This is a genomic window from Streptomyces laculatispora, assembly GCF_017353455.1.
In the GTDB taxonomy this organism is placed as follows: domain Bacteria; phylum Actinomycetota; class Actinomycetes; order Streptomycetales; family Streptomycetaceae; genus Streptomyces; species Streptomyces laculatispora.
Genome location: NZ_JAFMPZ010000618.1, coordinates 1 through 24,298, shown reverse-complemented (window position 1 = coordinate 24,298; position 24,298 = coordinate 1). Strand labels below are relative to the sequence as shown.

Sequence of the window (24,298 nt, the reverse complement as noted above, 5' to 3'; positions counted from 1 at the left end):
TCAACGTCACCGCGTACGCGGCCGTCACCTCCATCGCGGTGATCGGCCTCTACATCGCCTACGTCATCCCCACCCTGCTCCGCCTGCTGCGCGGCGACGACTTCCGGCCCGGCCCCTGGCACCTGGGCCGCTGGTCCCGCCCCATCGGCATCGTCGCGGTGGTCTGGGTGGCGGTCATCACGGTGCTCTTCATGCTGCCCCAGGTCTCACCCGTCACCTGGGAAACCTTCAACTACGCCCCGATCGCCGTCCTGGTGGTCCTCGGCTTCGCCGCCACCTGGTGGCTGGCCTCGGCCCGTCACTGGTTCCTCAATCCGGATCACAAGCGCACGATCGCCCGCAATACGCCTCGCTGAGCGAGGCCGCCNNGTTCGAGTCCCACACGGCCTACCCCTCGACCCCAGCTCAGAGCGTATGAGAGCTGGGGATCGCTGGTTTTCGGAGCGTTTCCGCGACAGTTGCTCGGCCGCCGCTCGGCCGAAAAGTCGGTGATCATGCACAAGGAAGCCCCGGCCGCTGATCTGCGGCCGGGGCTTCCTGTAGTCACGGGAGTGGGTCCATGAACCCGGAACTCGGCCTATGGCACCTCTACCGTGTTCGTTGCCAGAAGGCCCGAATCAGGGCAGTGAGCGAGCCGCTGACCTGCGGGTTTACCCCCGCTCGGAGCGGCGAAGGCAGGCACCCCGGTGAGCCTTTGAATCCAAGGTTGAGCCCGAATCGGACGCGACGGAGCCCCGACCGCAGATACGGCCGGGGCTCTTGAGGCGTTCCGCCGCTACCCGTGGGCGCGGACGAGCAGCGTGCCGATCTTCCGGCGACCGGGCGGCGCGGGCAAGACGCGCGCGGTTGCCGCGGTGAAGCCGTGCTCGGTGAGGATCTCCACCCACCGCTCAGGCTCGTAGTCCCAGCGCTTCACGACGAGCGGGTCCTCATCCTCGGACCGGTTGATGTATGAGGCCTGGCACCCGTAGCAGCCTTCGACGGGCGGCCTATGGGAGAACGCCAGCACGCCACCGGGGCGCAGGCGCCGGCGGATCGCGGGCAGCAGCGTGGCCGGGTCGGTGAACCAGGCGGCGCCGAACACGGAGAAGACGGCGTCGAAGTGCTCGCCGCTCTCCTCAAGGAACCGGGTGGCCTCGGTGCGATGGAGGACCATGCCGGTGTCGGACCAGCGAGCTTCGGCGGCCTTGATCTGCGCGAGCGAGACGTCGACACCCACGGCGCGGGCACCAAGGGTGGTGACATGGGCGAGGTTCCCGCCCTTGCCGCATCCCAGGTCCAGAACGGTCGCGCCCGGGCCCACGCCGAGGAGCTCGGCGCCGGGTCCGTGGTCGGGGTACTGGGTCCAGTTGAACCAGGTGGTCTCGCCCGCGGCGTTCGTGGGGCGGCGCTCTGGCTTCTGCTTCGAGTAGGTGTCCCATGCCTGGGTCTCGGTCATGCCGCTCCGTTCATGGGGCCGGCCGCCCGGTGTCGAACCCGGGCGGCCGGCGATGGGTAACTGGTGTTACATCTTGCCGCCGTTGGGGCTGTCGGTGCAGCCCGCGTGGCACTGGGAGCACTCGCCCATCTTGGCGGCTTCGGGCCACAGATCGTGGTCGATCCGGAATCCTGCGGCCGCCAGCGCGTCGAGGGTCCGCTGCCTCTCCGCCTCGGGCCCGCCCTCGCTGTTCTCGCCCTCGGGGGTGGGGACGTGGTGGATGAACCGTCCGGCGACGCGGTCGCAGAACGCGGCGCAGTCGACGGTGTGGAGGATCCAGGTGTGCCAGCCGACGTCGACGGACTTGCTCGGCGACAGCGCGACGTCGGGCAGCGCCGCGCCGGCGGCGAGGAACGCGGCGGTCTGGCCGACGATGCGGCGGGCGTCGGTCAGGTTGGTGTCGGGGTGGTCCTTGGTGATGCGGGCGGCGAGCCGCTCCATCATGTCGGGGTCGACGAGTGTGGCCGGGTCGGTGGTGCCCACGGGACGCTCTAACGCAATGGTCATGTGCTTCCTCCTGTTGTGGGACGGTGCCCTCGTTTGAGGGCGGACCCGTTCGCGCCGGGTTACGGGGTGCACCGGCGCGAACGGGAGTCAGGTGGTGGGCTGTTCCTGCGGCCACTCAGCGCATGGCCCTGCCCAGCTCGGCCGCGCGTACCAGTCGTAGTGGTTGCCGATGTGGCCGTGGTTCAGAACGCAGCGGCCGGCGCCGTTCGGGTTCTCGTTCCAGCAGTACCTGGAGATCCTCGTCGACTCGGCCATCAGCGTTCCTTCTGCGTGGCGACGAGTCGGCAGCGTGCGATCTCGTCGTACTCGGTGTGGCCGGTCCGGCCTGCGTGCTGGAGCGCCCAGCGGTCGGCGTCCATGTGCGAGCGGCTCGCCTCGGACTCCTGGTCGCAGCCGGGTTCGAGGCAGCGGACAAGGATGACCGGCTTCGGTGCCTCGCCGCGGGGAGCGCCGATCGTCCACTCCACGAACCGCATCACCCGGGGGCTCATCGGCGGGTCTCCCGCCAGGCGCGGCAGAGGTGGGCGGCGGTGGCGCACGGGGCTCCGGCACGGCAGGTGGCGCACCGGGCGGTGTGCTCGACGAACACGCGGTACGCGGCGTCAGTGCCCTCGGAGCGGTGCTGCGGACACTGGCAGTCGGGGAACGCTGCCGTGTGGTCCACGACCGCGACCGGCACCACCTCGGCCTCCGGGCGCACGACGCGCACGGTTCCTTCCCGGGTGACTTCGTACACCTTGAGTGTCATCACGGGTGATCACCCCGTCGCCGTCGGTGAGGAATGTGTCCCACGATGACGCCCCTTCTCCTACGCTGAGTTGCCCGGTCAGCCCTGCGCCTTCGACAGTAGGGAGCAGGGGACGCCACCTGAACTGACCGCAGGTACGGGTGCCCGACCGTGGTCACCGCGCAAGGGGGACGCCATGGACAGCAACCCGACGACTACCCTGACCGGCGGTCAGGGATCAGCTGCCCGCGGCCGCAGCGGGATCATTTCCGGGTACGTCTTCCGCATGATCCGCGAACAGCTCGGGCACACCCAGGACACCCTCGCGGAGAAGTTCCGCGTCTCGTCCGACACCATCGCCGGGTGGGAGTCGGGCCGTCGGCCACTGACCGCAGTGCCCGTCGGGCAGATACTCATGCACCGCCACCAACTCCTGCAGCTGGGCAGTGCACCAGCGCTTCTCGTGGCGCTGGAGCGGGCCATGGAGGCGGACGTCCTGCTGGCCAGCGCACTCGACGAGAACACGGCAACAGTCGACAGCCCTCTCGGAGCGTGGGTCATGCAGCGCGACCTCGTCGAGGTTCTCTCCTGGCCGCTCAACGGAGTCGCGCCCACACCGCTCCGGTCCCTTCCTGACCCTCCCCGCCCGCGGCGCGGCCCCGTACCGACCGGGCCGGAGCTAGCCACCAATGACCGGAGGAGGTTCTTCTCCCGCATGCGCCGCACCGCCGAACAGGCCCGCGGGGCAGACCGCTTCCTCCTTCGCCGCCAGGCCCTCTATCTCGCTGGCTACGACGACGCGACGGACACCTCCGACTGGCTTGCCCTACAGCAACGCACCGAGCGCCCTGACGGCTGGCTGACAGGGTGGCTCAACTCCCGATCCGTTGCGGCCGTCGCGGCCAGGCAGGGCGACCAGGAGCGGATGGGCCACTTCATCACGACCACTCTCGTCGACAACGACGCGGGCGAGGCCGCCAACCTGAACTACTGGGCCTACTGGATCGGCGAGGCAGGCGGACTCCAACTGTCCGACGACTTCATTGCCACCCCGAACCCCGGCCCCTGGCAGGGGGACAAGCTGATGCGCCACCTAGTGGGGGGTCTGACCCCGCACCACGGATTCTTCGACCTCAACGTCCACACTCTGTGGACCCTGCTTGCGGCCCGCCCGAACCTGATACGTCCCGGAACGCCTGCGGGGTTGGAGCTACGCGCCGCCCTCCCTGTGATGTTGGATAGCCGGGAGTTGTCGGCCCGCACGCGCCGGGAACTCGAAGGCATCCGGTACGCAATCCGCCTCGCCGAGGCGTGAGAGGAGACGGGCGTGGCTGACGATCTGTCCGCAGTGGCGCGCTTCCTGTACGAAGCGGGCACGCTCAAGCACACGCGCCGAACGGGCTGGTGGATGGCAGGCATCAAGGACCCGGAGAGCGTCGCCGAGCACTCGTGGCGCACCTCGCTGATCGCCTCCCTGATCGCGAAGCTGGAAGGCGCCGACCCCGCGCAGGCCGCATTCCTCGCCGTGTGGCACGACACCCAGGAGACCCGCACCGGGGACGTGAACTACGTCGGGAAGAAGTACGCCCCGGCCGGCGACCCGCAGGCAGTGACCGCCGACCAGACGGCCGGCATGCCCGAAGCCCTTGCGTCAGCGATCCGCGACGTCGTCGCCGAGTACGAGGCCAAGGAATCTCCGGAGGCCATCTGCGCCCGGGACGCGGACAAGCTGGAATGCCTTCTCCAGGGGATCGAGTACAAAGCCCAGGGCTACGAGAACGCGCAGCGGTGGATCGACAACAGCCGCGGCCGCCTGGTCACCGAGACGGGGCAGCGCCTCGCGGATGAACTCCTCGGGCAGGGCACACTTGACTGGCTCCGCGAGGCCCTCGGCGAAACGAACGCCTGACCCCAGAACGCGAAGAAGCGCCCCCCGCCACCGGCCGAAGCCGGAGACGAGGGGCGTTGTTCATCGACGCCAGGGCGTCAAGTCCAGCTCGGGCGGTGGGTTCGGCGGCGGGCCGGCCGCAGTGTCCGGCTCGACCTTCTTCGCCCAGCCGAGGAGTTCGAGGACGTAGGCCGTGAGCAACTTACGCTGCACCCGCTCGTCCTTAACCTCTCGGTCGAGCCGGTCTGTGATCGTCGTGAAGTCGGAGCGGCGGTTCGTCGCCCGGCTCTGGGTCCAACCCAGTACCCCAACCACAAGCGCGACCCCGGTTGCTGCGAGTGCACCTACGTTCACGTGCTGCGCCCCTTCCTCATGTGCGCGGGCAGCGGGTCATCCATGCCCGCCACCAGCACGACAGCTACGGCGATCGCCACCCAGATGCACGCCGACCCCGACGCGGTAGGCGTATCGGATACCGCCAGCGTGAACGCGGCCGCCCACAGCCCGGCCAGGGTGGCAAGCGCCGCATACCCGGCGGCCTGAATCCGGGGACAGCTCACGGCCAGGCCGGCCACGATCCCGACCGCCCCGGCCGCTACCCACAGCCAGCCGAGGACGGTCATCGGTACCCACCGGGTGATGTCTCCGAGCAGCGCGGTCGTACCCTGCCTCGGGTTGATCAGGATGCCGAGCGCCCCATACCCGACCCAGCCGGCGCCGAGGGTGACCAGGACACCGCGGCGGCGGGAGATCCCCCGGGCCGCCGCCCGCATCAGGCGCCCCTGGCGAGGGTGGCCGGGTCGGCGGCGGCGGGCAGCGTGGACGCGGTGCCCTTCCGGCCGAGGCGACCGGCGATCCAGCCCTTCGCCGAGGACATGGCCAGAGCGACCGGGGCCGCCCACCACACCGGCACGTCGGCGAGCTCCACGATGGCCAGGCCGAGCGCGGCCTGTGCTCCGGTCCAGCCCGCCCGCTCGGTGAGGTCGAGCAGCAACTGCTTCGTCATGGGTCAGACCCCCGGGGTGTTGATGTCGACGGTGATCACGGCGTCCTTGATGGCGGCCTCGACCGCGGCGACAACGGCAGCCGTGTCGACGTCAGCCCCGGCCAGCTTGGCCAGGGTCTTGATCGCGGCAGTGTTCGCGACCGTGGCCGCGTGCGTCTGGACGATGTAGCCGTACACGTCCGGTATGTGCTTCCCGGACTTCTTCACCTCGGCCGCGTCTGCCTTCGCGTTGCGGTACCGCAGCACGTCAATGGGGTCTGCCATGTCGCCCTCCTCGGACGGGGTGGTGGTGGGGTTCATCCAGCCGGAGTCAGCGGACTTGATGCCGCCGGGGTAGGCGGGGTAGGCGGGGTAGCCGTAGCCGTACACGTAGGCGTCCCGACGCTGGCGGACCTTTCGATACACCCCGTCACCCTCGGCCGAGCCACTGGTGTTGGTGTTGCCCTCGATCGTGGTGATTGTGGTCGCGTCGTAGGCGATGACGATCCCGGTGTGGGAGCCGCCGCCCGGCCCGAACATGACCTGCGCGCCGACTGCGGGGTAGTCGCTCCAGCGGCCCTGCTGCTTCCACCAGCTGGTTGCCGTCGCGCACGACGCGGTGACCGGGTACGAGCCCTTCGGCATCCCGGCCTGCTGCCGAACGGTCCGAACTCGTCGTGGCTCTTGGCGAGGTCGATCTGGATCGCCTCGGACAAATCGCGGCTGCCGGGGTTGATGTAGCCCCGGAACACTGAGCCCAGCACGCGCCCGTTGCGGATCGCGTTGAGCTCGACGCCGTGGTAGCCGGGGAGGTCGAGCACGGTGATCCCGCGCACGGTGATGCCCTCGGCGTGACCGAAGGACATGCACATGCTGGACGCGGTGACGACCGTGCCCTGCATGTCCCACGTGCCGCCCTCGACCGTGATCGAGCCGTGGCCGGTGTAGATCCCGTAGGCCTGATCCGCGTCACCGTTGATGAGCATCGTGGTGTCCAGGGCCCGGATCAGCCGGGCTCCGGGCAGGCAGCGCAAGTGCGTGTTGCGGTAGATGCGCAGCGGGAGTGAGGCAAGGCGGTACTGCCCGGCCGGGATGAGGACGGTGCCGCCGCCGGCATCCCGCGCGGTGTTCAGTGCTGACTGGATCGCAGGGGCGTCGTCGGCCACCCCGTTGCCGACTGCTCCGCGGTCGATGACGTTGTAGATGTGGGCCCGTAGGAATGTCGGCCCGCCGGGCTGCCCGCCGACGGTGAGTGTGCCCGCGATGTCGAGGTCTCCGGTGATCGTGCCACCGCTCTTGTCGAGCTTCCCGCCGAGCCCGGACAGGGCGGCCGCCCCGACCTCCTGGCCCTGCTCGAACCAGCGGACGGGGCCTCTGACCTCGTTGTATTCGTACTGAATTCCGAGGACGTCGGCGACCTTGAACGGGCGGATCGCGCCCGGGGAGTCCTGCCCTGCGGCGTTGCTTCGCAGTTCGCTGATCGGGGTGACGCCGTCGGTCTCGTAGATCGCGGTGACGGGCTGGCCGGTACCTGCGACGCGGTGCTGCATCAGGTGCGGGTCGATGGCGTTGGCGGCTTCTGGAGCTGCGCGGCTGGTCGCGGGTAGGCGACGAGATCACGCGATCGTTCGGGATCCGGTATCACGGTGGCGTCGCGATGATCGTGCACGTGGCTGACGTTGAGCGGCTTATCGGGCACCACGCGGACATCGACCTGCGCTGGGACAGGGTCCGGTTCGGGATCACCACGCACGACGCCGGCCACAAACTGACCGACGCGGACTTCGACCTTGCGAAGCGCATCGACCAGATCGCGGCAGCCCATGGAGCCGAGCCCGCGGCCGGCTAACCCCCGGACGCACGAAAGCGCCCCCCGCCCCGGCCGAAGCCGGGACAGGGGGCGTTGTGGATTCATGGGCGCCAGGGGGTGAGGTCGAGTTCCACCGGAGGATCCGGTGGCGGTCAGGCCGGAGTTCCGGGCCCGACGCGCTGAGCCCACCGAAGGAGATCCAGCACGAACGAGGTGGTGAGCTTGCGCTGTACCCGCTCTGTCGCCAGCTCCTTGTCCAGCCGCTCCGTGATGGCCGTGAAGTCGGATCTACGGTTCGCGGCCCGTGACTGGGTCCATCCGAGGAGCCCGACGACCAGCGCCACCCCGGTTGCTGCGAGTGCGCCTATGTCCACGTGCTGCGCCTCTTCCTCATATGCGGGGGCAGCGGGTCGTCCATGCCCGCTACCAGCACCACGGCAACGGCGATCGCCACCCAGATGCACGCCGACCCCGAGGCGGTGGGCGTACCGGAGATCGCCAACGTGAAAGCGACCGCCCACAGCCCGGCCGGTGTGGGGCGGCGCGCGTCTCTACTGCGCCTGAGGCTGACCATCTCTCTCCCTGGCAAAGGAAAATCTATGCTGGCAGGAGTAGACATTGAGCAGCGGCGTGGTTATGGTTTCTCTCGTAGCCGAGATCAAGCAAGGCCCGGCAGAGACGAACTGCCGGGCAGTAGTACCGGAAGTAAAGGCAGTTCGCGCGACGGTGCGGTGGTGGAGCCTCGAAGCCAGAGCGGTTGCAGGACGGCGACGGGGCTGACGACCGGACCGGGTGGCCCGTAGTGATCAGGGGCTGCCGTGAGCAGTACGGCAAGTGCAGTTCGCAGGTCAGCAGTGCGTTTGTCAGTAGCACCTCGGTGAAGGCGTCGGCTGCGGGCGCGCGTATCGGGAAGTTCGGCAGTGGGGTTCTAAGCCAGAGCAGGTGCAGGAGAGGCGACGGGGCTGGCTGCCGAAGAGTGGCGCTGTTCAGGGTCACCAGTAGTTCGCAGTATCGGAAGTAGGCGGTACCGGCAGTATGCAGTTCCCGCTCAGCAAGATCAGAGGGAAAGAACGGAGGAGCAGGCGCCATCAGGATCGCCCGGGCGGAAGCCTTGAGCCCGGGTACCGCAGGACATCGATAGTGAGGTGGTCTCCGGTCAAGCAACCGCGATCCCCGCACCCCCGACGCTGCTCAGGTCGGGTCAGCGGAAACACAAGGCCGACGCAGGATCAGGGTCGGCAGATGGTGTAGCAGTTCCTTCGGGGCCCGGGTGCCACATGGCACCCGGGCCCCTCCAGCGTGTTCCACAGAGAGGTGCAAGTGACAGCAGACGACTCGTTCGGACGTCTCGATGACGACGACTACCCCGCCTACACCATGGGCCGGGCCGCCGAGATGCTCGGTACTACGCAGGGCTTCCTGCGCGCGATCGGCGAAGCCCGCCTCATCACACCCCTGCGCTCCTCGGGCGGCCACCGCCGCTACTCCCGCTACCAGCTGCGCATCGCCGCCCGCGCCCGCGAACTCGTCGACCAGGGCACCCCCATCGAGGCTGCCTGCCGCATCGTCATCCTCGAAGACCAGCTCGAAGAGGCCCAACGGATCAACGAGAAATACCGCCGCGCCGCCGAATCGGCGGAACCGCCCGTGGCCTGAGGCGGTGAGCCCGCCGGATATTGGCAGGCCCCGCTGGTCGGGGTGGGTCGATTCCCATGGTGCCAGGGTGCGTGGACGTGTAGCGGTTGCGGAAGCCGGCATCTTCGGAGGTTCCTCTTCGCCCACGTCTTCGGCGTGGGCGTTCTGCTGCGCTGTGCCGCAGGAGCCAGGGCGATCACCCTCGCTTTCCGTGTTTCCGTGTATTGCGGAGGTCTGCATCGGCAGGAGGGCCTGAGGCATGACTACAGGGCCTGTGAAGTGGTTCAACGCGGAGGAGGACTTCGGCTTCATCGCCCAGGATGGCGGCGGCCCAGGCGTGATGTACAACGTCGCCCCGGGTCGGAAGGGCCCGCTGGCGAGAACAACACTCCCGGCCTGATCCCGCCCGCGCTCGGAGTCTACGGCTGGCCCGGGCAGGTCCTGCTATCCGACTTTCCCCCGCGGTGGGTGCCGGCCTTCAGGTGGCAGCCCGGATCTTGGGCGGCCGCCGCCCTTTCGGAAACGCTGCGCTCCGAGCGGGTAAAAATCTACGATCGCGCAGTGAGGGTTTAACGCGCCACGCAAGAAGTGTTTTTACCGCAACTAGCAGCGCAGAATTATCCACCGCACACAGGCCGTTACCTCGTGCTACTGTCGGCCTCAGTTGCAGTCGTGGTTCCCAAAACTCAAGCGCCTTGCTCTTTCGTATCTCCGGTCATTTTTCGGATGGGGCATCATCGCCGCGACTCGATATCCGTGCATCGAGGGTCCCGGCGAATTGCCCTAAGGAGATACTACGTGGCATCAGGCACTGTGAAGTGGTTCAACGCAGCCAAAGGTTTTGGCTTCATCGAGCAGGACGGCGGGGGCGATGACGTTTTCGCCCATTTCTCGAACATCGCCGCCCAAGGCTTCCGTGAGCTGATCGAAGGCCAGAGAGTCACCTTCGACGTCGCGCCGAGCCAGAAGGGCCTGACGGCCGAGAACATCGTTCTCGCTTGACGCTGACGCGTACTTCGTAGCTGGGGCCCGCATCCCTCGGGGTGCGGGCCCCAGCTACGGGAATTTCCCGCAGTGGTGTCACCTGTGGGACAACACCGCCCGCAGTCCATTCTCAGGAGTGCGCGCTCTTCGGAGCTACCGGTCGGTATTCGGGATTCCATCTCCACATGACGTCACCCGTTCCCTTCCTGTGCTTCGCGCTGGATTCACTACAAGCCAGATTCTTTCTCGCATTCCATTTCGGCCCGTTCTTGTGATTCCCCGCGCTGCTCTTCCGCTGCGGGAATTCCTTGATACGTGCCGTATCAAGGAAGGTTCTCAATGAACCCCACACGTACGAACGACCGCTCCTCCTACCCCCGCCGGACCGGTAGCACCGAATTCGGCCTCGGTGCCGGTTCGGGGCGAGGCGCCCGCAGCGGTTCGCCCGCCCCGAGTCGTTCAGGGGGCCCGAGCCGCTCGGGCGGCCCCGGTCGGCGGCCCGCAGCGGTCCAGGGTGAGTTCGCCCTGCCGAAGACGATCACTCCCGCGCTGCCCGCGGTCGAGACGTTCGCCGACCTCGACATGCCCGAGCAACTGCTGGCCGCGCTGACCGCGCAAGGCATGAGGGTCGCCTTCCCGATCCAGGGTGCGACCCTGCCCAACACCCTCGCGGGCCGTGACGCCCTGGGGCGCGGGCGCACCGGCTCCGGCAAGACCCTCGCCTTCGGCCTGGCGCTGTTGGCCCGCACCGCCGGACAGCGCGCCGAGCCACGTCAGCCGCTGGCCCTGGTCCTCGTACCGACGCGTGAGCTGGCCCAGCAAGTGACCGACGCACTCACCCCCTACGCCCGCTCGGTGAAGCTGCGCCTGGCCACCGTCGTCGGCGGAATGTCGATCGGCAGGCAGGCCAGTGCGCTGCGCGGCGGCGCCGAGGTCGTCGTCGCCACGCCGGGCCGGCTCAAGGACCTCATCGACCGCGGTGACTGCCGGCTGAACCAGGTCGCGATCACTGTCCTGGACGAGGCCGATCAGATGGCCGACATGGGCTTCATGCCCCAGGTCACCGCGCTCCTGGACCAGGTCCGCCCTGAGGGGCAGCGGATGCTGTTCTCCGCCACCCTCGACCGCAACGTCGACCGTCTGGTCCGCCGGTACTTCACCGACCCGGTCGTCCACTCCGTCGACCCGTCCGCAGGCGCGGTCACCACGATGGAGCATCACGTGCTGCACGTCCACGGCACCGACAAGCACCGGACGACAACGCAGATCGCGGCACGGGAAGGCCGGGTGATCATGTTTCTGGACACCAAGCGGGCCGTGGACAAGCTCACCGACCACCTGCTGGCCAGCGGTGTACGGGCCGCCGCCCTGCACGGTGGGAAGGCGCAGTCGCAGCGCACCCGGACCCTGACTCAGTTCAAGACCGGCCATGTCACCGTGCTCGTGGCTACGAACGTCGCGGCGCGCGGCATCCACGTCGACAACCTGGACCTCGTCGTCAACGTCGACCCGCCGACCGACCACAAGGACTACCTCCACCGCGGTGGGCGTACCGCGCGGGCCGGGGAGTCCGGCAGCGTCGTCACCCTGGTCACACCCAACCAGCGCCGCGACATGACCCGCCTCATGGCCTCCGCGGGCATCGTGCCCCAGACCACCCAGGTCCGCTCTGGCGAAGAAGCACTCAGCCAGATCACCGGCGCCCAGGCCCCCTCCGGCATCCCCGTGACGATCACCGCGCCGGTGGCCGAGCGGCGTAAGCGCAGCGCGTCCTCACGCGGCCGGCGCAGCCCCGCTTCGGCTGCTCGGCGCGTGACCGCGCGACAGTCCTCCTTCGACGCGGCGGCCTAGAACTTCGTGATCAGGAAGCTGAGCCACCACTGCAGGAGGCACCTTTTGACGCTGGTCCAGATGCACCCCCGCCCGGCACATGCCGCCCCCGTGCACAGCACGGTGGCCGACACCATGGACACCGCCGGACCGCAGGTTTGTGACGACATGACCGTCGAGGTCGCCCTGTCCGTCATGGCCGGCGCCCGGACCGGGTACCTGCTCGTCTGCGACGCCGACAGCCTGTGCTCCGGACTGGTCACCCAGGCCCAGCTCACCGCAGTCCGCGACAGCTCCGCGTACACGGACCGGGTCCAGCTGCGGGACATCCTCGGCGATCGAGGGCCCTTCGCCTCCCAGGCGACCACCCTGGTCGAAGCCGAGCACGCGATGCGCTACCGCCGGCTCGACGCCCTGCCCGTGGTCGACGAACACGGCAACGCCTTGGGCGTTTTCGCCCTTGCCCGCTGACCCGTCTCAGCCGCTGCAGGACCGTCCCCCTTCGTTCTTCTCCCTGTGAGGCATCATGCGCTGTGTCATCGCCCGCTTCCCGTTCGACCTCACCAAGAGCGCCGTCGTGGAATCGATGAAGGGCGTCAAGCCTGAGAAAGTCTTCGGGACGTCCGTGATCGTCGGCCGTCGCACCTACCCCGTCAAGCAGGTCGGGCAGATCATCACCCGCCAGGACCGCCGCGATTTCACCGCCGCCGAAGTCCTCCGCGCCTTGACCAAGCTCGGCTTCACCTGCCGCGACCTTCCCCAGGCCGCAGCGCCCACGCGCGTTCTCAACCGGTTCCAACAGGCTTCTGCGATGCTCGGCGCCCCCGCGGCAACCTGACTCACGCGCAAGCGTGAACCGCCATCAAAACTGCGATGAGGGTCTCCCGGCGCGACAGTGTCAGTGCTCGGATTGTCTGTCCTGGGTGCGTCTGCCCGGAGCCACTGCTGGCGGCCGACCTCAGTGACCGGGGTCCGTTGCTGCGGTCAGGTATGGCGAAGAGCCCGGCCGCAGGGGAGCCTCCCCCGATGCGTGAGCGATGCGTGAGCGGACGGTTCACCACCGGCTGTCACTGACCGGACTACGTCTCGGAGCGAAGCTCTGTGACCAGGCATTTCCGGACGGGCGCGGACCGGCCGTCACTCATCCCCAGCAGACCTCGGGAACTTTTAATCCGTTGGTTGTGGGTTCGAGTCCCACACGGCCTATCTCTGGCAGGCGGGGTGTACGCCCTCCGACCTGGCACTGAGCGCTCTTTCTGGTTTCGGCCAGAAGGGGCGCTCAGTGGTTACCGGGCTGATGTGTGAGTGGATGCTCCGAGATGGAGCGGCACCGAGCGGTCGCGGCACGGGTACGGCAAGGCGTGCGGCCCACGAGGCCGAGCCAGCGGCCGACCAACTCGGACACGGCAAAGCGTCCTCTGTCCCGTTGCCTTAGCCGGGACAGAGGACGCTGTGCTTCATGGGCGACGGCGGGGACCTGATCCGGAACCCCTGCCTGCGCGGGGAGAACGGCGCGATGATGTTCGACCCGCCCTGGTACATCGGACCACCCCCGCCTGCGCGGGAAGAACACGCACTGAGCGCCCGTGTCAGAGCGCGACGACGGACCACCCCCGCCTGCGCGGGAAGAACGCGAGGTGCTCGTCGGACTCGTGGCTGATGTGCGGACCACCCCCGCCTGCGCGGGGAGAACGTCGGTCCTCATACCCGACCGATTGCTCCGTGCTTCGATTTTCCCTCGCGTGCATGATCCCACCAGTGCCCTACGGACTGTTCGGGCCGGTCCATGAGTACCTCGATGAGGCGCTCCCCCGCTGACACCTGTCCTGCGCGTGAGGGCGCCCCAGCCAATGCGGCTGGGGCGCCCTCACGCGATGTGTGCGGCGTGCCACCCGGCGTTGCAGTTCTGACGAGATGCGACACGAGCTGTCCGGGGTGACGCTGGGAGTGATGCTTTGCCCCTGCACTCCCCTGGAGAGCCATGATCGTCAAGATGCTGCACGACAAAGGCTTGAAGTCCGAGCACGCCTACACTGCCGCTTTCATCTCGATCGGCTTGTCCGTCACTTCGTGGTTCGGGTCGATGAGAGTCGAGCCGGCGGGGGTGGCCCGCGCCGACCGGGTGGGGATCTTCGTCGGTGAGTGGGCGCCTACGTTCTTCGCGCTGGGGTTGGCGCTGGCGCACTACGAGCACGAAGACACACCGCTGCACAGCGTGGCTACCGAAGGCGACTGGGCGGACCTCCGCGGCGAGCAGCCTGGTTGATCACGTCGAGCCCCCGCCGCACGTCTGGGCGGGGGCTCCGTCATGCAGCGGGTTCTGCGGCGGCAGGCCGGCAGAGGTGAGTGCCGAGCGGGAGTCCGCGGGGCTGGGCTCAGCGCCGAGGCTCTGCGGTGGGGAGTGGGCGGTGGCCTTCCGCCCAGTGGTTTGACCATCCGCACAGCCCGCACGCGTACCGTCCGTCGAGGCCGTGGACTTCGGCGTCGCAGCCGCGGCATCGGGTGGTGGTGATCTCGGGGGTGATGGTGGGTGCTGGGGCGTTGGAGGACCAGCCGCACTGGTTGGAGCAGGTCCAGGACCCGTCGGGGCCTTGGGCGGCTGCTGCGCCGCAGTTTCCGCAGTTCATGGGTTGCCCTCCGGGGTGGCCGTGTCAATGGGGGTGACAGCGGGGCCGGGGTTCAGTGTGGCAGAGCGAGGTCCGCTCGGGTGGATGTTGTTGCGGCGCACGTTGGGCGGTTTCGGGCGTTGAACCACCGCAGGGCTGACCCCTCTGCTGGGCACCGCCGATACCCACCCTGCACGCAGCTGCGCCCCGCCCGGTTTCCGGTGCGGGGGCGCTGTGGCGGGCGTGTGCACCCGTCTGGCATGACCTCAGCTACACGCGACGTTTCTTTCCATTCGGTAGTACTGGTCGATCAGGCCGCCCCAGTCGACGCACTGCCCGGGTGCGTAGTAGTAGACCGGGCCGGCGTATGAGCTGAAGTACCCGTAGTCCTCTTCCACGGTGCCGCCGCTGCTGGCGACGATGATCGCGTTCATGTAGGTGCTTCCGCCGGTCCCGTTCATGATGACGACGCAGTTCTTGCCGGTGGCGGAGCTGTAGGTGAGGTATCCGGTACCGAAGGCGCTCATCGTGAGGCTTCGTATCACGTTGTAGCCGGATCCGCAGGCTCCGTTGTAGGCGACTGCGGCGCTCGCTGAGGGAGCCATGACGAGTCCCCCGCCGACCATGAGTGCGAGTGCGCCGACGGTTGTGGCGATCTTGCGGCCGATCTTCATTTGTCCCCCACGCTTTGAGTTGACGTCTGAGTGATGCTCGGCGGTTGTTGACGGCTACTCAAGGGGCGCAAACCGGCCAACACCGTGGGGAGGTGGCCGCAAGGAGCGCCGGCCTGGGCCCGGACACTGCCTCTCCCCGCCCAGAGTCCAGCGCGGGGGGCCCTGTCGTGTATCGGACGGTCAGGCCTGGCGGCACCGGCAGGCACGGAGTGCTGCTTCGAGTTCGGCGACCCGTGCTTCGGCGGCCCGGCATTGTCCGGTGACGGCGGCGTGGGCGAGCGTGGTCTGCTGCTCCAACTCGGTGACGCGGGCCTGGGCGCGGACGTCGGCGACTTCGGCCCGGTCGCGCATGGGGCTGAGCGCTGCCTCGAAGAACCCGGCACGGGCGGTGGCGGTGATGATGCCGTCGGCGAGCTGTTCCACCTCGTCGGGGAGGAGGACGCCGCGGCGGGCGCGGTCGGCGACGTGGAGCAGCTGCACCTCGGTACGGTCGCTCATCGGGTCGGCCTTCCCGTTCAGGCGACGTCCACCGCGCACGGTCTCGGTGCTGGTGTGCGGGACGTCGGGGGCGGCGGTGATGAGCGCAATGGGGTCGAATTCCCCTCGCAGTGGTACGCGGTCGCTCATCGGGTCGGCCCCTCGGTGTTGGCGCCCCAGTGGGTGCAGCCGTCCTTGTGCTTGCCGTCGTGGCCAGCGTCGCGCTCGCACCGGATGTCGCCGCCGGGGCAGGGGACTCTGGCGGGGCAGATGGTGACGGCGTCGCGCAGGTGGCGTCGGCGGGGGTCGGTCATGTCGCGCTCCTTGACGCGTCGTGGTCGTGCTGGGCGGTGCCGACGTTCCGGCTGTGTGGCCGCACACGCCCGTGTCCGGGCCTGTGGTGGTCGCGGTGGCCCTCCCCGGAGCAGCAGGGCGGCTGCGGCTCCGAGGAGGGCGGTCACGGCCAGGTACGGGGCGGCGTGAAGGAGGGTCACGGGGTGGGGCGGTGGTCTTCGAGGCGCGGGATGCCAGCGGCCACGTGGTCGGGCCGGTCGGCTGTGGCCAGCAGCGCCATTGCGATGCGGCGGGTGTCCGTGGTGTACATGGCGATGAAGTCCTCAGCCGGGTACATCGACTCCGGGGTGGAGATGTAGACCAAGCCGTCTGCCACATCGCTCTCGTCTGCGGTTCGGACGATCCACGTACAGGTGCGGGCGGTGTGCGGGTGAGCCAGCTCGGTAACGTCCCATTCGTGACCGGGCATGGAGTGCCGTTGACGCGGGTGGGCGGACCACCCCCGCCTGCGCGGGGAGAACACTTTGCGACCTGCGGTTTTCGAGAGGCTTTGCAATTCCTTGGTTCGGCCGCCGAAGCCTCATGCAATCAGTGTGTCAGAGGCAGGCGATGTCTTACCCGGGGTCGGGTCCGGGGTCGGGTCCGGGGTCGGGCCGGGGTCGAGGTTTCGGCGGCGGGCCGAGGCCTCGACCCCGCGAATGTCCACGAGGAACGACAGGGGGACCAGTCGGGGCGAGCGCGCTCGGCAGTTCGTCCCGGACCGCGCGCGTCGACGGCGAGGCGAGGCCGGGCAAGGGACCCGTACGCGCCGGCCTCCGCCTGCGCGGGTACGGTCGCGCATCGGTGAAACGTGTTCGCGCCTCCGCCCACATCTCCCGGCCGCTGAAGCCGTCCGACGTCAGGCCGACGACTCAGGCGTGGGCCGTCGCGGCGGCGATGATCCAGGTCCTGAACTCGACGGCGTAGTGGCGCAGGTGGTGCTCCAGGACGTCCGGCGGGCACGTGGTGGGCACGTAGACCGTCAGGCTCGCGGTGAAGCCGTCGGCGGTGTCACCGAACTGGGTCAGCGCCCGCCCGACGACCGTGCCGTCGGGCAGGAAGAGGTTCGAGGACATCTTGTGCGGGAACTCCGACTCCGGGAGGAGTTCGTCCGCGTCCGCGGCCCAGGCCATCGCGTCCGTTCCCCAGCCGCCCATGAAGAAGGAGCAGACGTGGGGGCCGATGTTCTCCACCACGTTGAACGACCCGTCGGCCCCGGGAGCCATCACGTAGTGCTCGGGGTGCGCCGCCAGGAGCGCTTTCTCGTCGCCCGCGAAGGCCTTGTCCATCCAGGCCAGGAACGTGCCCGAGGCCAGGCCCCGCGTCGTGAGGACCGTCGTGCCCGCCTTGAAGCTGCCGTCGGAGGCGAGCGCGCTTTCCCGCAGGAAGGCGTTGCCCTGCTCGATGTCCGCGGCCAGGAGATCGAGCAGGCCCTGGCGTCCCAGCCGCGCCCTGAAGCGGTCCAGGGCGCGGCGGGCGTAGAACAGCTCGAAGTCGTCGATGTTCCCGGAGCCGGTGGGACCTGAGTCGAGCGTCACGGTCACGGGCGGGGGAGTCCGGTTGTCGGTCATGAGTCGAACCTCCAGATATAATGTGAATACGAATTCGCATTCACGTATCGAGAGTACCCAGAGGAGTGCGCCCCGCCCAGAGGTGTGCGCTCCTCGTTAAAAGGACCTGCTGAGGCCGCCGCCGATACCATGCGGGGTATGACCGAGGAGCCGGACCGCCCAGTGCCCTACCGGGAACCCCGGCAGGCACGCAGTGCCGCGACACTGGCGCGCGTGCTCCAGGCAGCCGAGGAGATCGCCTCCACGTCCGGCCTGGAGGAGATGACGATGACCGGCGTGGCGGAGCGCGCCGGCGTCTCGGTCGGCACGATCTACCGCCGCTTCGAGGACAAAAGGCAGCTGATCACCGCCCTGACCGAGCGGATGCTGGAACGGCGCGAGCAATACGTGACCCAGCAGCTGCGCGCGGCTGCCCCGTCGCTCTCCGGCGTCATGGATGCCTATGCGCATGCCCTGTTGCAGTCCTTCGCCGACAACAACAACCTCTTCCCCGAACTGCTGCGCGCGCGGGAGGCCGAATCCCTGGACCGCAGCGCCCGCACCATCACCGAAATCCACCGCCTCCTGCTCGAAACGGCAGCGCCCTATGCCGCCCGGATCCAGCGCTCCGACCCGCAAACGGCGCTGGACACCGCGGCCCGCGCCATCCTCGGCGCCTGCTTCCACAACTCCGTGCGCCCCGACCCCGTCACCGACGAAACAGCCAGGCGCCAGTACGCAAACGAACTCAGTGACATGGCCGTCGCCTACCTCCTCACCCCCGACCGTCATCGCACCGCACACACCTGAAAGCGACCGCCGCTTGACGGTCACTGAGCGCTTCGGGTCGCCGGCCGTACGGCGTACGGAGCAGGCGGTCTGAAGCGGTCCGGGGCGGGCTGGAGCGGTCCGCGTCGGCCGGTCGGGGCTACGACGGCGTCAGGCGGCGGCGTCATGGCGGCGGTGCAGGGTCTGACACCGCCGCCATGAGCCACGAGCGCAGAGGGGCGCCTGGGCGGTCAGGGATCAGACGAGGAGCTTCGCCTTCGCTTGCTGGTACTCCTCGTCCGTGATCGCGCCCTTGTCCCTGAGGTCGGCGAGTCTCGTCAGATCCTCGACGTGGCTGCTCTTCGTCGCGCCGCCCGCGGTGTCCGTGCCCGCGGCCTCTCTCACGTACGCCTTGAAGGCCGCGTCCCGGTCCCTCACCTCTTTGGCGTCGCGCGACCCCATGGACTTGCCGCGGGCGATCACGTAGATCAGGACGCCCACGTACGGCAGCACCAGAGCCAGGACCAGCCAGCCGGCCTTGGCCCATCCGTGCAGGTCGTCGCTGCGGAAGATGTCCATGATCACGCGGAACAGAAGGAACAGCCACATGATCCAGAGGAAGAACCACAGCATGGTCCAGAAGAGGTTGAGCAGCGGGTAATCGTCCATCGTCCACTCCCAGGGCGCCGCGTCGAATGGAATACGAAGTTATTCATACCACCACATTTCGCCCTTCGCTCGGTGGGTTCCGCGAGCGATACAGGCCGGGGTGCGGGGAGTAACGTGGACGTGTCGAGGGAGGCGTGGGCCTCCGGGAGGCGGTTCGCCTCGTGACTGTGATGACGTGTTCGTACACGTACCTGCGGCGGTGCACGCGTGCGCGCGGCAGATGAGTCCGGCCGGAGCCCGGTCGGGGCGGTGGGGCGTGTCACCGTGCCGATCCCGCCCGACGGGGCGGGGGAAGTCCTGGTGGCCGTACGGGGCGGTTCCGAGGCCTATACCGCCTGGTCGGCCACGTCGATCGACAGGGACGTACGCATCGTGGTCGTCGACTTGGTCTCGGCACGCACCGTGGTCGTGGAGCCCTTGCCGTCCTGACCCGGGAAGTGACGTCTGACAGGAGTCCTCTCATGTTGTTCTGGCATGTTCCCGCCCCCAACGAGGCGATGCTCATATCGGGTTCGAAGCGGCAGACGCAGGACACGCAGTTCCGGATAGTCACCGGCCACGGAAGCTTCGTCCTTCCGATCAAGCAGAAGGCGCGGATGCTGTCCCTCGCGCTCCGGGAGGCGGAGATCACCGAGGACTGCGTCACCCAGCAGGGCATCCGCCTCACGGTCCGGGCCGTTTCCGTCTTCAAGGTCGGCGACGACGCCGTGTCCATCGCCAACGCCGCGCGGCGCTTCCTGTCCGAGCAGAACCAGATGGAGGAGCTCGTCGGCCGGATCTTCGCCGGACATCTGCGTTCCATCGTCGGCGGACTGACCGTGGAACAGATCATCCGGGAACGCAGCCGGGTCTCCCAGGAGGTCATCGCGGGCAGCCACGGTGAGATGGAGAAGCTCGGCATCGTCGTGGACGCCCTCCAGATCCAGGAGATCGACGATGCCACCGGGTACATCGACAACCTGGCCGCCCCGCACGCCGCCGCGGTCGCCGGACAGGCCCGGATCGCGCGTGCCAAGGCCGATCAGCAGGCCGCCGAACGCGAGCAGCAGGCCTCCGCGCTCAAGGCCGAGTACGAACGGGACACCGCGATCAAGAGGGCCGGATTCCTCGCCGAGACGGAGCAGTACAACGCCCGGGCCGCCCAGGCCGGGCCGCTCGCGCAGGCCAGGGCATCGCACGAGGTCATCGACGAACAGACCGCGCTGGCCCAGCGCCAGGCGGGACTGGCCGCCCAGCGGCTGGAGGCGGAGGTCGGGCGCCCGGCGGACGCCGAGGCCTACCGGCAGCGCACGCTGGCAGAGGCAGCCCGCGATCAGGTGAAGTTCCAGGCGGACGGAAGCGCGTACGCCGAACGGACCCTCGCGCAGGCTCAGGCGGACGCCAACACGGCCCGGGCCGTGTCGCTGCGGGAAGGCAACCAGGAACTCATCGCGGCCAACCGCATCGTGGAGAACCTGCCGGCTCTGGCCGACGCGGCCGCCCGCGGGATGTCGGGAGCCAGCCTCACCGTGCTCAACGGCACCGACGGTGTCAACCAGATGGCGGCGGGCGTCGTCGGCCAGGGGCTGGCGATCCTTCAGTCGCTCCAGCGCGGCACGGACAGTGGCACGGACAGCGGCACGGACAGTGGGGCGGCCCCGGACCGCGATACAGGGGACCGGGACCAGTACCAGGACCGGACACCCAGGATCGCCGACGCGGAATGACACGGGCGGCGACCGGAGGCCGGCCCCGCCCGCTCGGGGCGGGGGCGGGAGTGAGCGGTGCGGTCATCGGCGGAGGCCCTCCAGACAGGCTGCGATGAGAGACCGGGAGCGGCCTGCGGGGCACGGCAATGCGCGCTCCCGGGTCTGCTCGCACGGGCAGCCCACCGGTCCGGGGGATGCAGCAGATACCTTGCGGCAGAACACGTGTTCCTCGCAACACCTTCTCATTTTCGACACTTTGACTCCCTGGCGTGGCTTGCCGGTCTTGGGTGCGGCCACGCCCCCGCATGCCGGTGACTGATCCGATGGGGCGACAAGAAGCAGGCAGGGGGCGGCTGTTGGGGGCTGGCTGCACTGATCCTCCCCTTTGCCAAGGTCGTTGAAGGTCGTTGACGGCTATTGCGGGTGGTTGGGGCGCGACCGGGGCGGGGTGGGAGTGCTCGTGCGGGGCGCGTGCGCGGGGTCGCCCCCTGGGCTCGTCATGGGTCGGTCATGAGTGCGAGGTGGTGGGGAGTCGTTCGAGGGGCGGGGCGCGCGGGGTGGTCATGAGTGCGTCGAACATGCCGTAGAGTTGTGTTTACCGACGCGGGGTGGAGCAGCTCGGTAGCTCGCTGGGCTCATAACCCAGAGGTCGCAGGTTCAAATCCTGTCCCCGCTACTGAAGAATCAGACCCGGCACGCATAGAGCGTGCCGGGTCTGATTCGTTTGTACATGTGTACGTTGCCGGGCCGTCGGCCCGCCGGCCGGTGCGATCCGCGCGGCGCTCGTACTCCTATTGGCCGTCGAGGGGTCGCCCCGCGACCGCGCTCCGGGAAGTCTGGGGGTGGTGCGCGGTATCGTCCGCGGCCGTGAGCGCACCGGGCAGGAGACCACAGGTGGGGAAGCGGGAGCAGCGGCGGGGGAGACGCACCGGGGAGATCCGCAACCGCCGGTTCGTCCGGGCGCTGCCTGGCCTGATCATCGCTGGCGGGCTGATGTTCGACTTCTTCACCCCGCCCGCCTTCACGGCCGTTCCGCTGTTCGCCGCGGCCCCGCTGATCGCCGCACCGTTCTTCTCACTGGCCGGCACCATCCGTGTCGGGATCGCCGCACTGCTGTGTGTGGCCGGGCTGCGGCTCTACAGCGGAACGCTGTTCCAGGTCGTGCCGGTCATCGAGCTCCTCACCGTTCTCACCGTCTCGGTCCTCGCGCTCTTCATCAACGGGGTCGTCCGGCGCAGCAACGACCAGCTGGCCTCCGCACGGGTCATCGCGGAGACCGCCATGCGCGCGGTGCTGCCGACGCCGTCCGACCGGATCGGCGGGCTGTACGTGGCCGCGCGGTACGAGGCGGCGCAGGCGGACGAGTTCGTCGGCGGCGACCTGTTCTCGGTCACGGACACCCCGTACGGGGTGCGGCTGGTGGTCGGGGACGTGCGCGGCAAGGGCCTGGACGCGGTGGAGGCCGTGGCGGTGATCATCGGCGCGTTCCGGGAGGCCGCCGAGCAGGAGCGGTCCCTGGAGGGGGTGGCTCAGCGGCTGGAGCGTGCGCTGGCGCGGGAACCGAGCGGGCTCGGAGGCCTCGACGCGGCCGAGGGGTTCATCACCGCCGCGCTCGCCGAGATCCCGCCGGGTGCGGCCCGGGTACGGATCGTCAACCGCGGCCACCCCGAACCGCTGCTGCTGCACTCGGACGGGGCGCTGGAGGTACTGGAGCCCACGCTGCCCGCGCTGCCCCTGGGAATGGACCTGGGCGTGTGGCCGGACCGCGCCGACGAGTGGGAGCTGCCCCCCGGGGCGACGCTCCTCCTCTACACGGACGGCCTCTCCGAGGCCCGTGACGCCCAGGGGGTCTTCTACGACCCCGCCGAGCGGCTGCGCGGACGGATCTTCCCGGGCCCCGAGGAACTGCTGTCGGCGCTGACCGATGACGTACGGCTGCACACCGGCGGGGTGACGACCGACGACATGGCGCTGCTCGCCGTCGTGCGCCCCAGGGAGGGGGCGTGACCCATGCCACCGTGCGTAACCGCAAGGGATCCCTCCGCATAACATTTGACGCAATGTCAGAAAACAGATAACGATTGAGGGGCGATCAACTCGCCCGTTTCCGCCCGGTTGTGTGCTGTAAGTCCAGGCCGAAGACGTGAATGATCAGTCGGAACGGCTTGGAATCGGACCCGTGTGTCTATTAACGTTCGATAACGCAGCGCGGTTGTCCCAGCCGCCGTCAGAGGCGGCACCGTGCGCGAGCGCCGAATTCCGCAAGGGAACCGGGGAACCACCTACATGGGGTGAATCGGGCATCTCTGTCTCGTTGAGAGGCGGAGGAACCCGTAGGAGACCTTCCTGCTCCGAACCCGTCAGCTAACCCGGTAGGCGAGAAGGAAGGAAAGGAGTGCGCCCCAGTGGCGTCCAACAAGCCTGCCCCCGAAGCCCCCTCGTGGTTCGTGCCCGAACACGGAAATGACTTCGGAACCGGGCCCGGTGCTGTCTACGGCACCCACCACGGAACCGCTTACGGGACCGATCACGCAACCGCATACGGAACCGATCGGGGCAGCGAGTCCGGCAACGGCTTCCTGGCCGACGAGGCCGGGCCCGACAAGGCGTGGGAGGAATGGAATCCCACCGAGGAGTCCGTTCGCCCCGTACGCGGCAAGCACCGCGTCGCCAAGCAGCGCAACGGTCTCGCCCGTAGCTCCACCGTTCTCGGCGTCGGTGTCATCGCGGCCGTCGGCGCGGGCGGCATGGCCTCCGCGCAGAGCAAGCCGCCGGTCTCCATCTCCCTTCCCGATGCCATCTCGGACAACCTCCCCGAGGCCAAGTCCCTGCCGGGTGTCGGTGCGTTGTTCTCGGGTGAGTCCGAGGCGGAGAAGGCCAGGGACGAGACCGCTTCCGCCCCGCTGACGACGGCCGGCATCACCACCACCGAGGCCGAACAGGGCACGACGGACGCCGGCGAGGCGCTCCGCGCCCGCATCCTCCAGCAGGCCGAGCAGCAGCAGGACTCCGCCGACGCGGAGGCCAAGGCGGCCGAGGAGAAGGCCGCCGCGGAGAAGGCGGCCGCCGAGGCGAAGCAGCAGCAGGACGCCGCAGAGGCCAAGGTCGCCGCCGCGAAGAAGAAGGCGGCGGAAGAGGCGAAGAAGAAGGCGGAGGCAGCGCGGCTCGCCAAGCTCGCCGCCAGCTACGCCATCCCCACCTCCTCGTACACGATCACCTCGACCTTCGGCGAGGCCGGTTCGATGTGGTCCTCCGGCTACCACACGGGTCTCGACTTCGCGGCGCCGACCGGTACCCCGGTCAAGGCCATTCACAGCGGCACCGTCAAGTCGGCCGGCTGGTCCGGTTCGTACGGCTACCGCACGGTCCTGGAGCTCGAGGACGGTACCGAGCTGTGGTTCTGCCACCAGTCCTCGATCGGCGTCGGCGTCGGCCAGAAGGTCACCACCGGGGACACCATCGGGCGCGTCGGCGCGACCGGCAATGTGACCGGCCCGCACCTTCACCTTGAGGTCCACACCCCGGACGGCACCGGGATCGACCCGATGACCTGGCTGCGTGCCCGGGGCCTGACGGTCTGAGGCCGCCGCGCGGCCGGAGCCGGGATTCCCGGTCCCGGCCCGCTGCCGTGCCCTGTGCCGTTCGTTCCCCGTGCTGTTCCCCGACCGCTGAACCCCGGCAGCCCTGACG

General features: G+C 68.9%; 31 protein-coding genes, 1 tRNA gene, 1 pseudogene and 1 riboswitch. Of the genes and pseudogenes, 17 read left to right on the top strand and 16 right to left on the bottom strand.

Translation table 11 applies throughout. The features are described 5' to 3' along the window. A partial coding sequence (locus J1C73_RS32465) for an amino acid permease (protein ID WP_207319499.1) occupies positions 1-356 on the top strand: 356 nt, incomplete at its 5' end. A gap of 419 nt (positions 357-775) precedes the next feature. On the opposite strand, the gene J1C73_RS32460 is transcribed toward J1C73_RS32465, so the two are convergent. The 5 genes from J1C73_RS32460 to J1C73_RS32440 all read right to left on the bottom strand — a co-directional run bounded on the left by J1C73_RS32460 (position 776) and on the right by J1C73_RS32440 (position 2,732). Continuing rightward, positions 776-1,438, bottom strand: a complete 663-nt coding sequence (locus J1C73_RS32460) for a class I SAM-dependent methyltransferase (RefSeq protein WP_207319498.1) — start codon at positions 1,436-1,438, stop codon at positions 776-778. A gap of 66 nt (positions 1,439-1,504) precedes the next feature. Then, entirely contained in the window at positions 1,505-1,984 is a 480-nt protein-coding gene (locus J1C73_RS32455; protein ID WP_207319497.1) for a glycine-rich domain-containing protein, read from the bottom strand. An 87-nt stretch (positions 1,985-2,071) separates the two neighbouring features. Continuing rightward, positions 2,072-2,239, bottom strand: coding sequence for a hypothetical protein (locus J1C73_RS32450; protein ID WP_207319496.1), 168 nt, complete (start codon positions 2,237-2,239; stop codon positions 2,072-2,074). Continuing rightward, a complete protein-coding gene (locus J1C73_RS32445; protein ID WP_207319495.1) occupies positions 2,239-2,475 on the bottom strand; it encodes a DUF7848 domain-containing protein in 237 nt (78 codons plus the stop codon). Before J1C73_RS32445 ends, J1C73_RS32450 begins: the two co-directional genes overlap by 1 nt. Beyond that, complete coding sequence (locus J1C73_RS32440; RefSeq protein ID WP_207319494.1) at positions 2,472-2,732, bottom strand: hypothetical protein; 261 nt, start codon at positions 2,730-2,732, stop codon at positions 2,472-2,474. Before J1C73_RS32440 ends, J1C73_RS32445 begins: the two co-directional genes overlap by 4 nt. Before the next feature lie 175 nt (positions 2,733-2,907). Here J1C73_RS32440 and J1C73_RS32435 point away from each other — a divergent pair, with 175 nt between their 5' ends. Together J1C73_RS32435 and J1C73_RS32430 are read left to right on the top strand one after the other, a co-directional pair. Then, the gene (locus tag J1C73_RS32435) at positions 2,908-4,026 is read left to right on the top strand and encodes a helix-turn-helix domain-containing protein (protein WP_207319493.1); all 1,119 of its coding nucleotides are present in this window, start codon (positions 2,908-2,910) and stop codon (positions 4,024-4,026) included. A gap of 12 nt (positions 4,027-4,038) precedes the next feature. Continuing rightward, a complete protein-coding gene (locus J1C73_RS32430; RefSeq protein WP_207319492.1) occupies positions 4,039-4,620 on the top strand; it encodes an HD domain-containing protein in 582 nt (193 codons plus the stop codon). Positions 4,621-4,680: 60 nt separating this feature from the next. Here the strand turns inward: J1C73_RS32430 and J1C73_RS35575 are convergent, their stop codons facing one another. From J1C73_RS35575 to J1C73_RS36175, 5 genes are all read right to left on the bottom strand, one after another. Beyond that, positions 4,681-4,812, bottom strand: a complete 132-nt coding sequence (locus J1C73_RS35575) for a hypothetical protein (protein WP_278186695.1) — start codon at positions 4,810-4,812, stop codon at positions 4,681-4,683. Positions 4,813-4,949: 137 nt separating this feature from the next. Then, positions 4,950-5,372: a hypothetical protein gene (locus J1C73_RS32420; protein WP_207319490.1), complete on the bottom strand. Its 423-nt coding sequence runs from the start codon at positions 5,370-5,372 to the stop codon at positions 4,950-4,952. Further along, positions 5,372-5,605: a hypothetical protein gene (locus tag J1C73_RS32415; protein ID WP_207319489.1), complete on the bottom strand. Its 234-nt coding sequence runs from the start codon at positions 5,603-5,605 to the stop codon at positions 5,372-5,374. The genes J1C73_RS32420 and J1C73_RS32415 overlap by 1 nt, the downstream gene beginning before the upstream one ends. A 3-nt stretch (positions 5,606-5,608) precedes the next feature. Next, positions 5,609-5,869, bottom strand: coding sequence for a hypothetical protein (locus J1C73_RS35310; RefSeq protein WP_242645020.1), 261 nt, complete (start codon positions 5,867-5,869; stop codon positions 5,609-5,611). Between the two features lie 32 nt (positions 5,870-5,901). Then, positions 5,902-7,134 (bottom strand): glycosyl hydrolase family 28-related protein, encoded by a 1,233-nt coding sequence (locus J1C73_RS36175; protein ID WP_372446774.1) that lies wholly within the window; start codon positions 7,132-7,134, stop codon positions 5,902-5,904. Between J1C73_RS36175 and J1C73_RS32405 the strand changes: the two genes are divergently transcribed. The 8 genes and pseudogenes from J1C73_RS32405 (at position 7,116) to J1C73_RS32370 (ending at position 14,109) form a co-directional block, all read left to right on the top strand. Further along, positions 7,116-7,433: a 4a-hydroxytetrahydrobiopterin dehydratase gene (locus J1C73_RS32405; protein ID WP_207319501.1), complete on the top strand. Its 318-nt coding sequence runs from the start codon at positions 7,116-7,118 to the stop codon at positions 7,431-7,433. The two genes, J1C73_RS36175 and J1C73_RS32405, sit on opposite strands and share 19 nt — an antisense overlap. A gap of 1,281 nt (positions 7,434-8,714) precedes the next feature. Next, the gene (locus J1C73_RS32400) at positions 8,715-9,050 is read left to right on the top strand and encodes a MerR family transcriptional regulator (protein ID WP_207319487.1); all 336 of its coding nucleotides are present in this window, start codon (positions 8,715-8,717) and stop codon (positions 9,048-9,050) included. A 238-nt stretch (positions 9,051-9,288) separates the two neighbouring features. Beyond that, positions 9,289-9,363 (top strand): annotated as a pseudogene (locus tag J1C73_RS36170) (cold-shock protein); the annotation flags it as partial. Between the two features lie 464 nt (positions 9,364-9,827). Further along, the gene (locus J1C73_RS32390) at positions 9,828-10,031 is read left to right on the top strand and encodes a cold-shock protein (protein ID WP_207319485.1); all 204 of its coding nucleotides are present in this window, start codon (positions 9,828-9,830) and stop codon (positions 10,029-10,031) included. A gap of 321 nt (positions 10,032-10,352) precedes the next feature. Next, positions 10,353-11,864 (top strand): DEAD/DEAH box helicase, encoded by a 1,512-nt coding sequence (locus J1C73_RS32385; protein WP_207319484.1) that lies wholly within the window; start codon positions 10,353-10,355, stop codon positions 11,862-11,864. Between the two features lie 45 nt (positions 11,865-11,909). Further along, positions 11,910-12,314: a CBS domain-containing protein gene (locus J1C73_RS32380; protein WP_207319483.1), complete on the top strand. Its 405-nt coding sequence runs from the start codon at positions 11,910-11,912 to the stop codon at positions 12,312-12,314. Between the two features lie 55 nt (positions 12,315-12,369). After that, a complete protein-coding gene (locus J1C73_RS32375; RefSeq protein WP_207319482.1) occupies positions 12,370-12,681 on the top strand; it encodes an SCO5918 family protein in 312 nt (103 codons plus the stop codon). Positions 12,682-13,824: 1,143 nt separating this feature from the next. Beyond that, entirely contained in the window at positions 13,825-14,109 is a 285-nt protein-coding gene (locus J1C73_RS32370; RefSeq protein WP_242645015.1) for a hypothetical protein, read from the top strand. 606 nt (positions 14,110-14,715) lie between these two features. On the opposite strand, the gene J1C73_RS32365 is transcribed toward J1C73_RS32370, so the two are convergent. The 5 genes from J1C73_RS32365 to J1C73_RS32345 all read right to left on the bottom strand — a co-directional run bounded on the left by J1C73_RS32365 (position 14,716) and on the right by J1C73_RS32345 (position 17,504). Next, on the bottom strand, positions 14,716-15,123 hold the full coding sequence (locus J1C73_RS32365) for a spore-associated protein A (RefSeq protein ID WP_123467147.1): 408 nt from the start codon (positions 15,121-15,123) through the stop codon (positions 14,716-14,718). 180 nt (positions 15,124-15,303) lie between these two features. Next, the gene (locus tag J1C73_RS32360; RefSeq protein ID WP_207319481.1) at positions 15,304-15,750 is read right to left on the bottom strand and encodes a hypothetical protein; all 447 of its coding nucleotides are present in this window, start codon (positions 15,748-15,750) and stop codon (positions 15,304-15,306) included. Then, entirely contained in the window at positions 15,747-15,914 is a 168-nt protein-coding gene (locus J1C73_RS32355; protein WP_207319480.1) for a hypothetical protein, read from the bottom strand. The genes J1C73_RS32360 and J1C73_RS32355 overlap by 4 nt, the downstream gene beginning before the upstream one ends. Positions 15,915-16,090: 176 nt before the next feature. Continuing rightward, entirely contained in the window at positions 16,091-16,270 is a 180-nt protein-coding gene (locus J1C73_RS32350) for a hypothetical protein (protein WP_207319479.1), read from the bottom strand. 535 nt (positions 16,271-16,805) lie between these two features. Next, the gene (locus tag J1C73_RS32345; protein ID WP_207319478.1) at positions 16,806-17,504 is read right to left on the bottom strand and encodes a hypothetical protein; all 699 of its coding nucleotides are present in this window, start codon (positions 17,502-17,504) and stop codon (positions 16,806-16,808) included. Between the two features lie 138 nt (positions 17,505-17,642). Here J1C73_RS32345 and J1C73_RS32340 point away from each other — a divergent pair, with 138 nt between their 5' ends. Beyond that, positions 17,643-18,293 (top strand): TetR/AcrR family transcriptional regulator, encoded by a 651-nt coding sequence (locus J1C73_RS32340; RefSeq protein ID WP_242645014.1) that lies wholly within the window; start codon positions 17,643-17,645, stop codon positions 18,291-18,293. Positions 18,294-18,509: 216 nt separating this feature from the next. Here J1C73_RS32340 and J1C73_RS32335 read toward each other — a convergent pair whose 3' ends face one another. Then, on the bottom strand, positions 18,510-18,920 hold the full coding sequence (locus tag J1C73_RS32335) for an SHOCT domain-containing protein (RefSeq protein ID WP_207319476.1): 411 nt from the start codon (positions 18,918-18,920) through the stop codon (positions 18,510-18,512). A 207-nt stretch (positions 18,921-19,127) separates the two neighbouring features. On the opposite strand from J1C73_RS32335, the gene J1C73_RS32330 reads away from it, so the two are divergent. The 5 genes from J1C73_RS32330 (at position 19,128) to J1C73_RS32310 (ending at position 24,189) form a co-directional block, all read left to right on the top strand. Next, entirely contained in the window at positions 19,128-19,349 is a 222-nt protein-coding gene (locus J1C73_RS32330; RefSeq protein ID WP_123460604.1) for an NfeD C-terminal domain-containing protein, read from the top strand. Positions 19,350-19,381: 32 nt separating this feature from the next. Continuing rightward, complete coding sequence (locus J1C73_RS32325; protein ID WP_207319475.1) at positions 19,382-20,626, top strand: SPFH domain-containing protein; 1,245 nt, start codon at positions 19,382-19,384, stop codon at positions 20,624-20,626. Between the two features lie 584 nt (positions 20,627-21,210). After that, positions 21,211-21,284, top strand: a tRNA-Met gene (locus J1C73_RS32320). Positions 21,285-21,502: 218 nt separating this feature from the next. After that, on the top strand, positions 21,503-22,615 hold the full coding sequence (locus J1C73_RS32315; protein ID WP_207319474.1) for a PP2C family protein-serine/threonine phosphatase: 1,113 nt from the start codon (positions 21,503-21,505) through the stop codon (positions 22,613-22,615). A gap of 233 nt (positions 22,616-22,848) precedes the next feature. Beyond that, positions 22,849-23,002, top strand: a riboswitch (cyclic di-AMP (ydaO/yuaA leader). Between the two features lie 11 nt (positions 23,003-23,013). Continuing rightward, entirely contained in the window at positions 23,014-24,189 is a 1,176-nt protein-coding gene (locus J1C73_RS32310) for a M23 family metallopeptidase (RefSeq protein WP_372446773.1), read from the top strand. Positions 24,190-24,298: the final 109 nt, after the last annotated feature.

Bases quoted from the DNA above. Each gene is read 5' to 3' on its own strand.
- J1C73_RS32440 (WP_207319494.1), bottom strand. From the start codon at position 2,732: ATGACACTCAAGGTGTACGAAGTCACCCGGGAAGGAACCGTGCGCGTC.
- J1C73_RS32445 (WP_207319495.1), bottom strand. From the start codon at position 2,475: ATGAGCCCCCGGGTGATGCGGTTCGTGGAGTGGACGATCGGCGCTCCC.
- J1C73_RS32355 (WP_207319480.1), bottom strand. From the start codon at position 15,914: ATGACCGACCCCCGCCGACGCCACCTGCGCGACGCCGTCACCATCTGC.
- J1C73_RS32420 (WP_207319490.1), bottom strand. From the start codon at position 5,372: ATGCGGGCGGCGGCCCGGGGGATCTCCCGCCGCCGCGGTGTCCTGGTC.
- J1C73_RS32335 (WP_207319476.1), bottom strand. From the start codon at position 18,920: ATGGACGATTACCCGCTGCTCAACCTCTTCTGGACCATGCTGTGGTTC.
- J1C73_RS32450 (WP_207319496.1), bottom strand. From the start codon at position 2,239: ATGGCCGAGTCGACGAGGATCTCCAGGTACTGCTGGAACGAGAACCCG.
- J1C73_RS36175 (WP_372446774.1), bottom strand. From the start codon at position 7,134: ATGCAGCACCGCGTCGCAGGTACCGGCCAGCCCGTCACCGCGATCTAC.
- J1C73_RS32385 (WP_207319484.1), top strand. From the start codon at position 10,353: ATGAACCCCACACGTACGAACGACCGCTCCTCCTACCCCCGCCGGACC.
- J1C73_RS32365 (WP_123467147.1), bottom strand. From the start codon at position 15,123: ATGAAGATCGGCCGCAAGATCGCCACAACCGTCGGCGCACTCGCACTC.
- J1C73_RS32460 (WP_207319498.1), bottom strand. From the start codon at position 1,438: ATGACCGAGACCCAGGCATGGGACACCTACTCGAAGCAGAAGCCAGAG.
- J1C73_RS32455 (WP_207319497.1), bottom strand. From the start codon at position 1,984: ATGACCATTGCGTTAGAGCGTCCCGTGGGCACCACCGACCCGGCCACA.
- J1C73_RS32360 (WP_207319481.1), bottom strand. From the start codon at position 15,750: ATGAGCGACCGCGTACCACTGCGAGGGGAATTCGACCCCATTGCGCTC.
- J1C73_RS32345 (WP_207319478.1), bottom strand. From the start codon at position 17,504: ATGACCGACAACCGGACTCCCCCGCCCGTGACCGTGACGCTCGACTCA.
- J1C73_RS35310 (WP_242645020.1), bottom strand. From the start codon at position 5,869: ATGGCAGACCCCATTGACGTGCTGCGGTACCGCAACGCGAAGGCAGAC.
- J1C73_RS32370 (WP_242645015.1), top strand. From the start codon at position 13,825: ATGATCGTCAAGATGCTGCACGACAAAGGCTTGAAGTCCGAGCACGCC.
- J1C73_RS32340 (WP_242645014.1), top strand. From the start codon at position 17,643: ATGACCGAGGAGCCGGACCGCCCAGTGCCCTACCGGGAACCCCGGCAG.
- J1C73_RS32325 (WP_207319475.1), top strand. From the start codon at position 19,382: ATGTTGTTCTGGCATGTTCCCGCCCCCAACGAGGCGATGCTCATATCG.
- J1C73_RS32415 (WP_207319489.1), bottom strand. From the start codon at position 5,605: ATGACGAAGCAGTTGCTGCTCGACCTCACCGAGCGGGCGGGCTGGACC.
- J1C73_RS32435 (WP_207319493.1), top strand. From the start codon at position 2,908: ATGGACAGCAACCCGACGACTACCCTGACCGGCGGTCAGGGATCAGCT.
- J1C73_RS32375 (WP_207319482.1), top strand. From the start codon at position 12,370: ATGCGCTGTGTCATCGCCCGCTTCCCGTTCGACCTCACCAAGAGCGCC.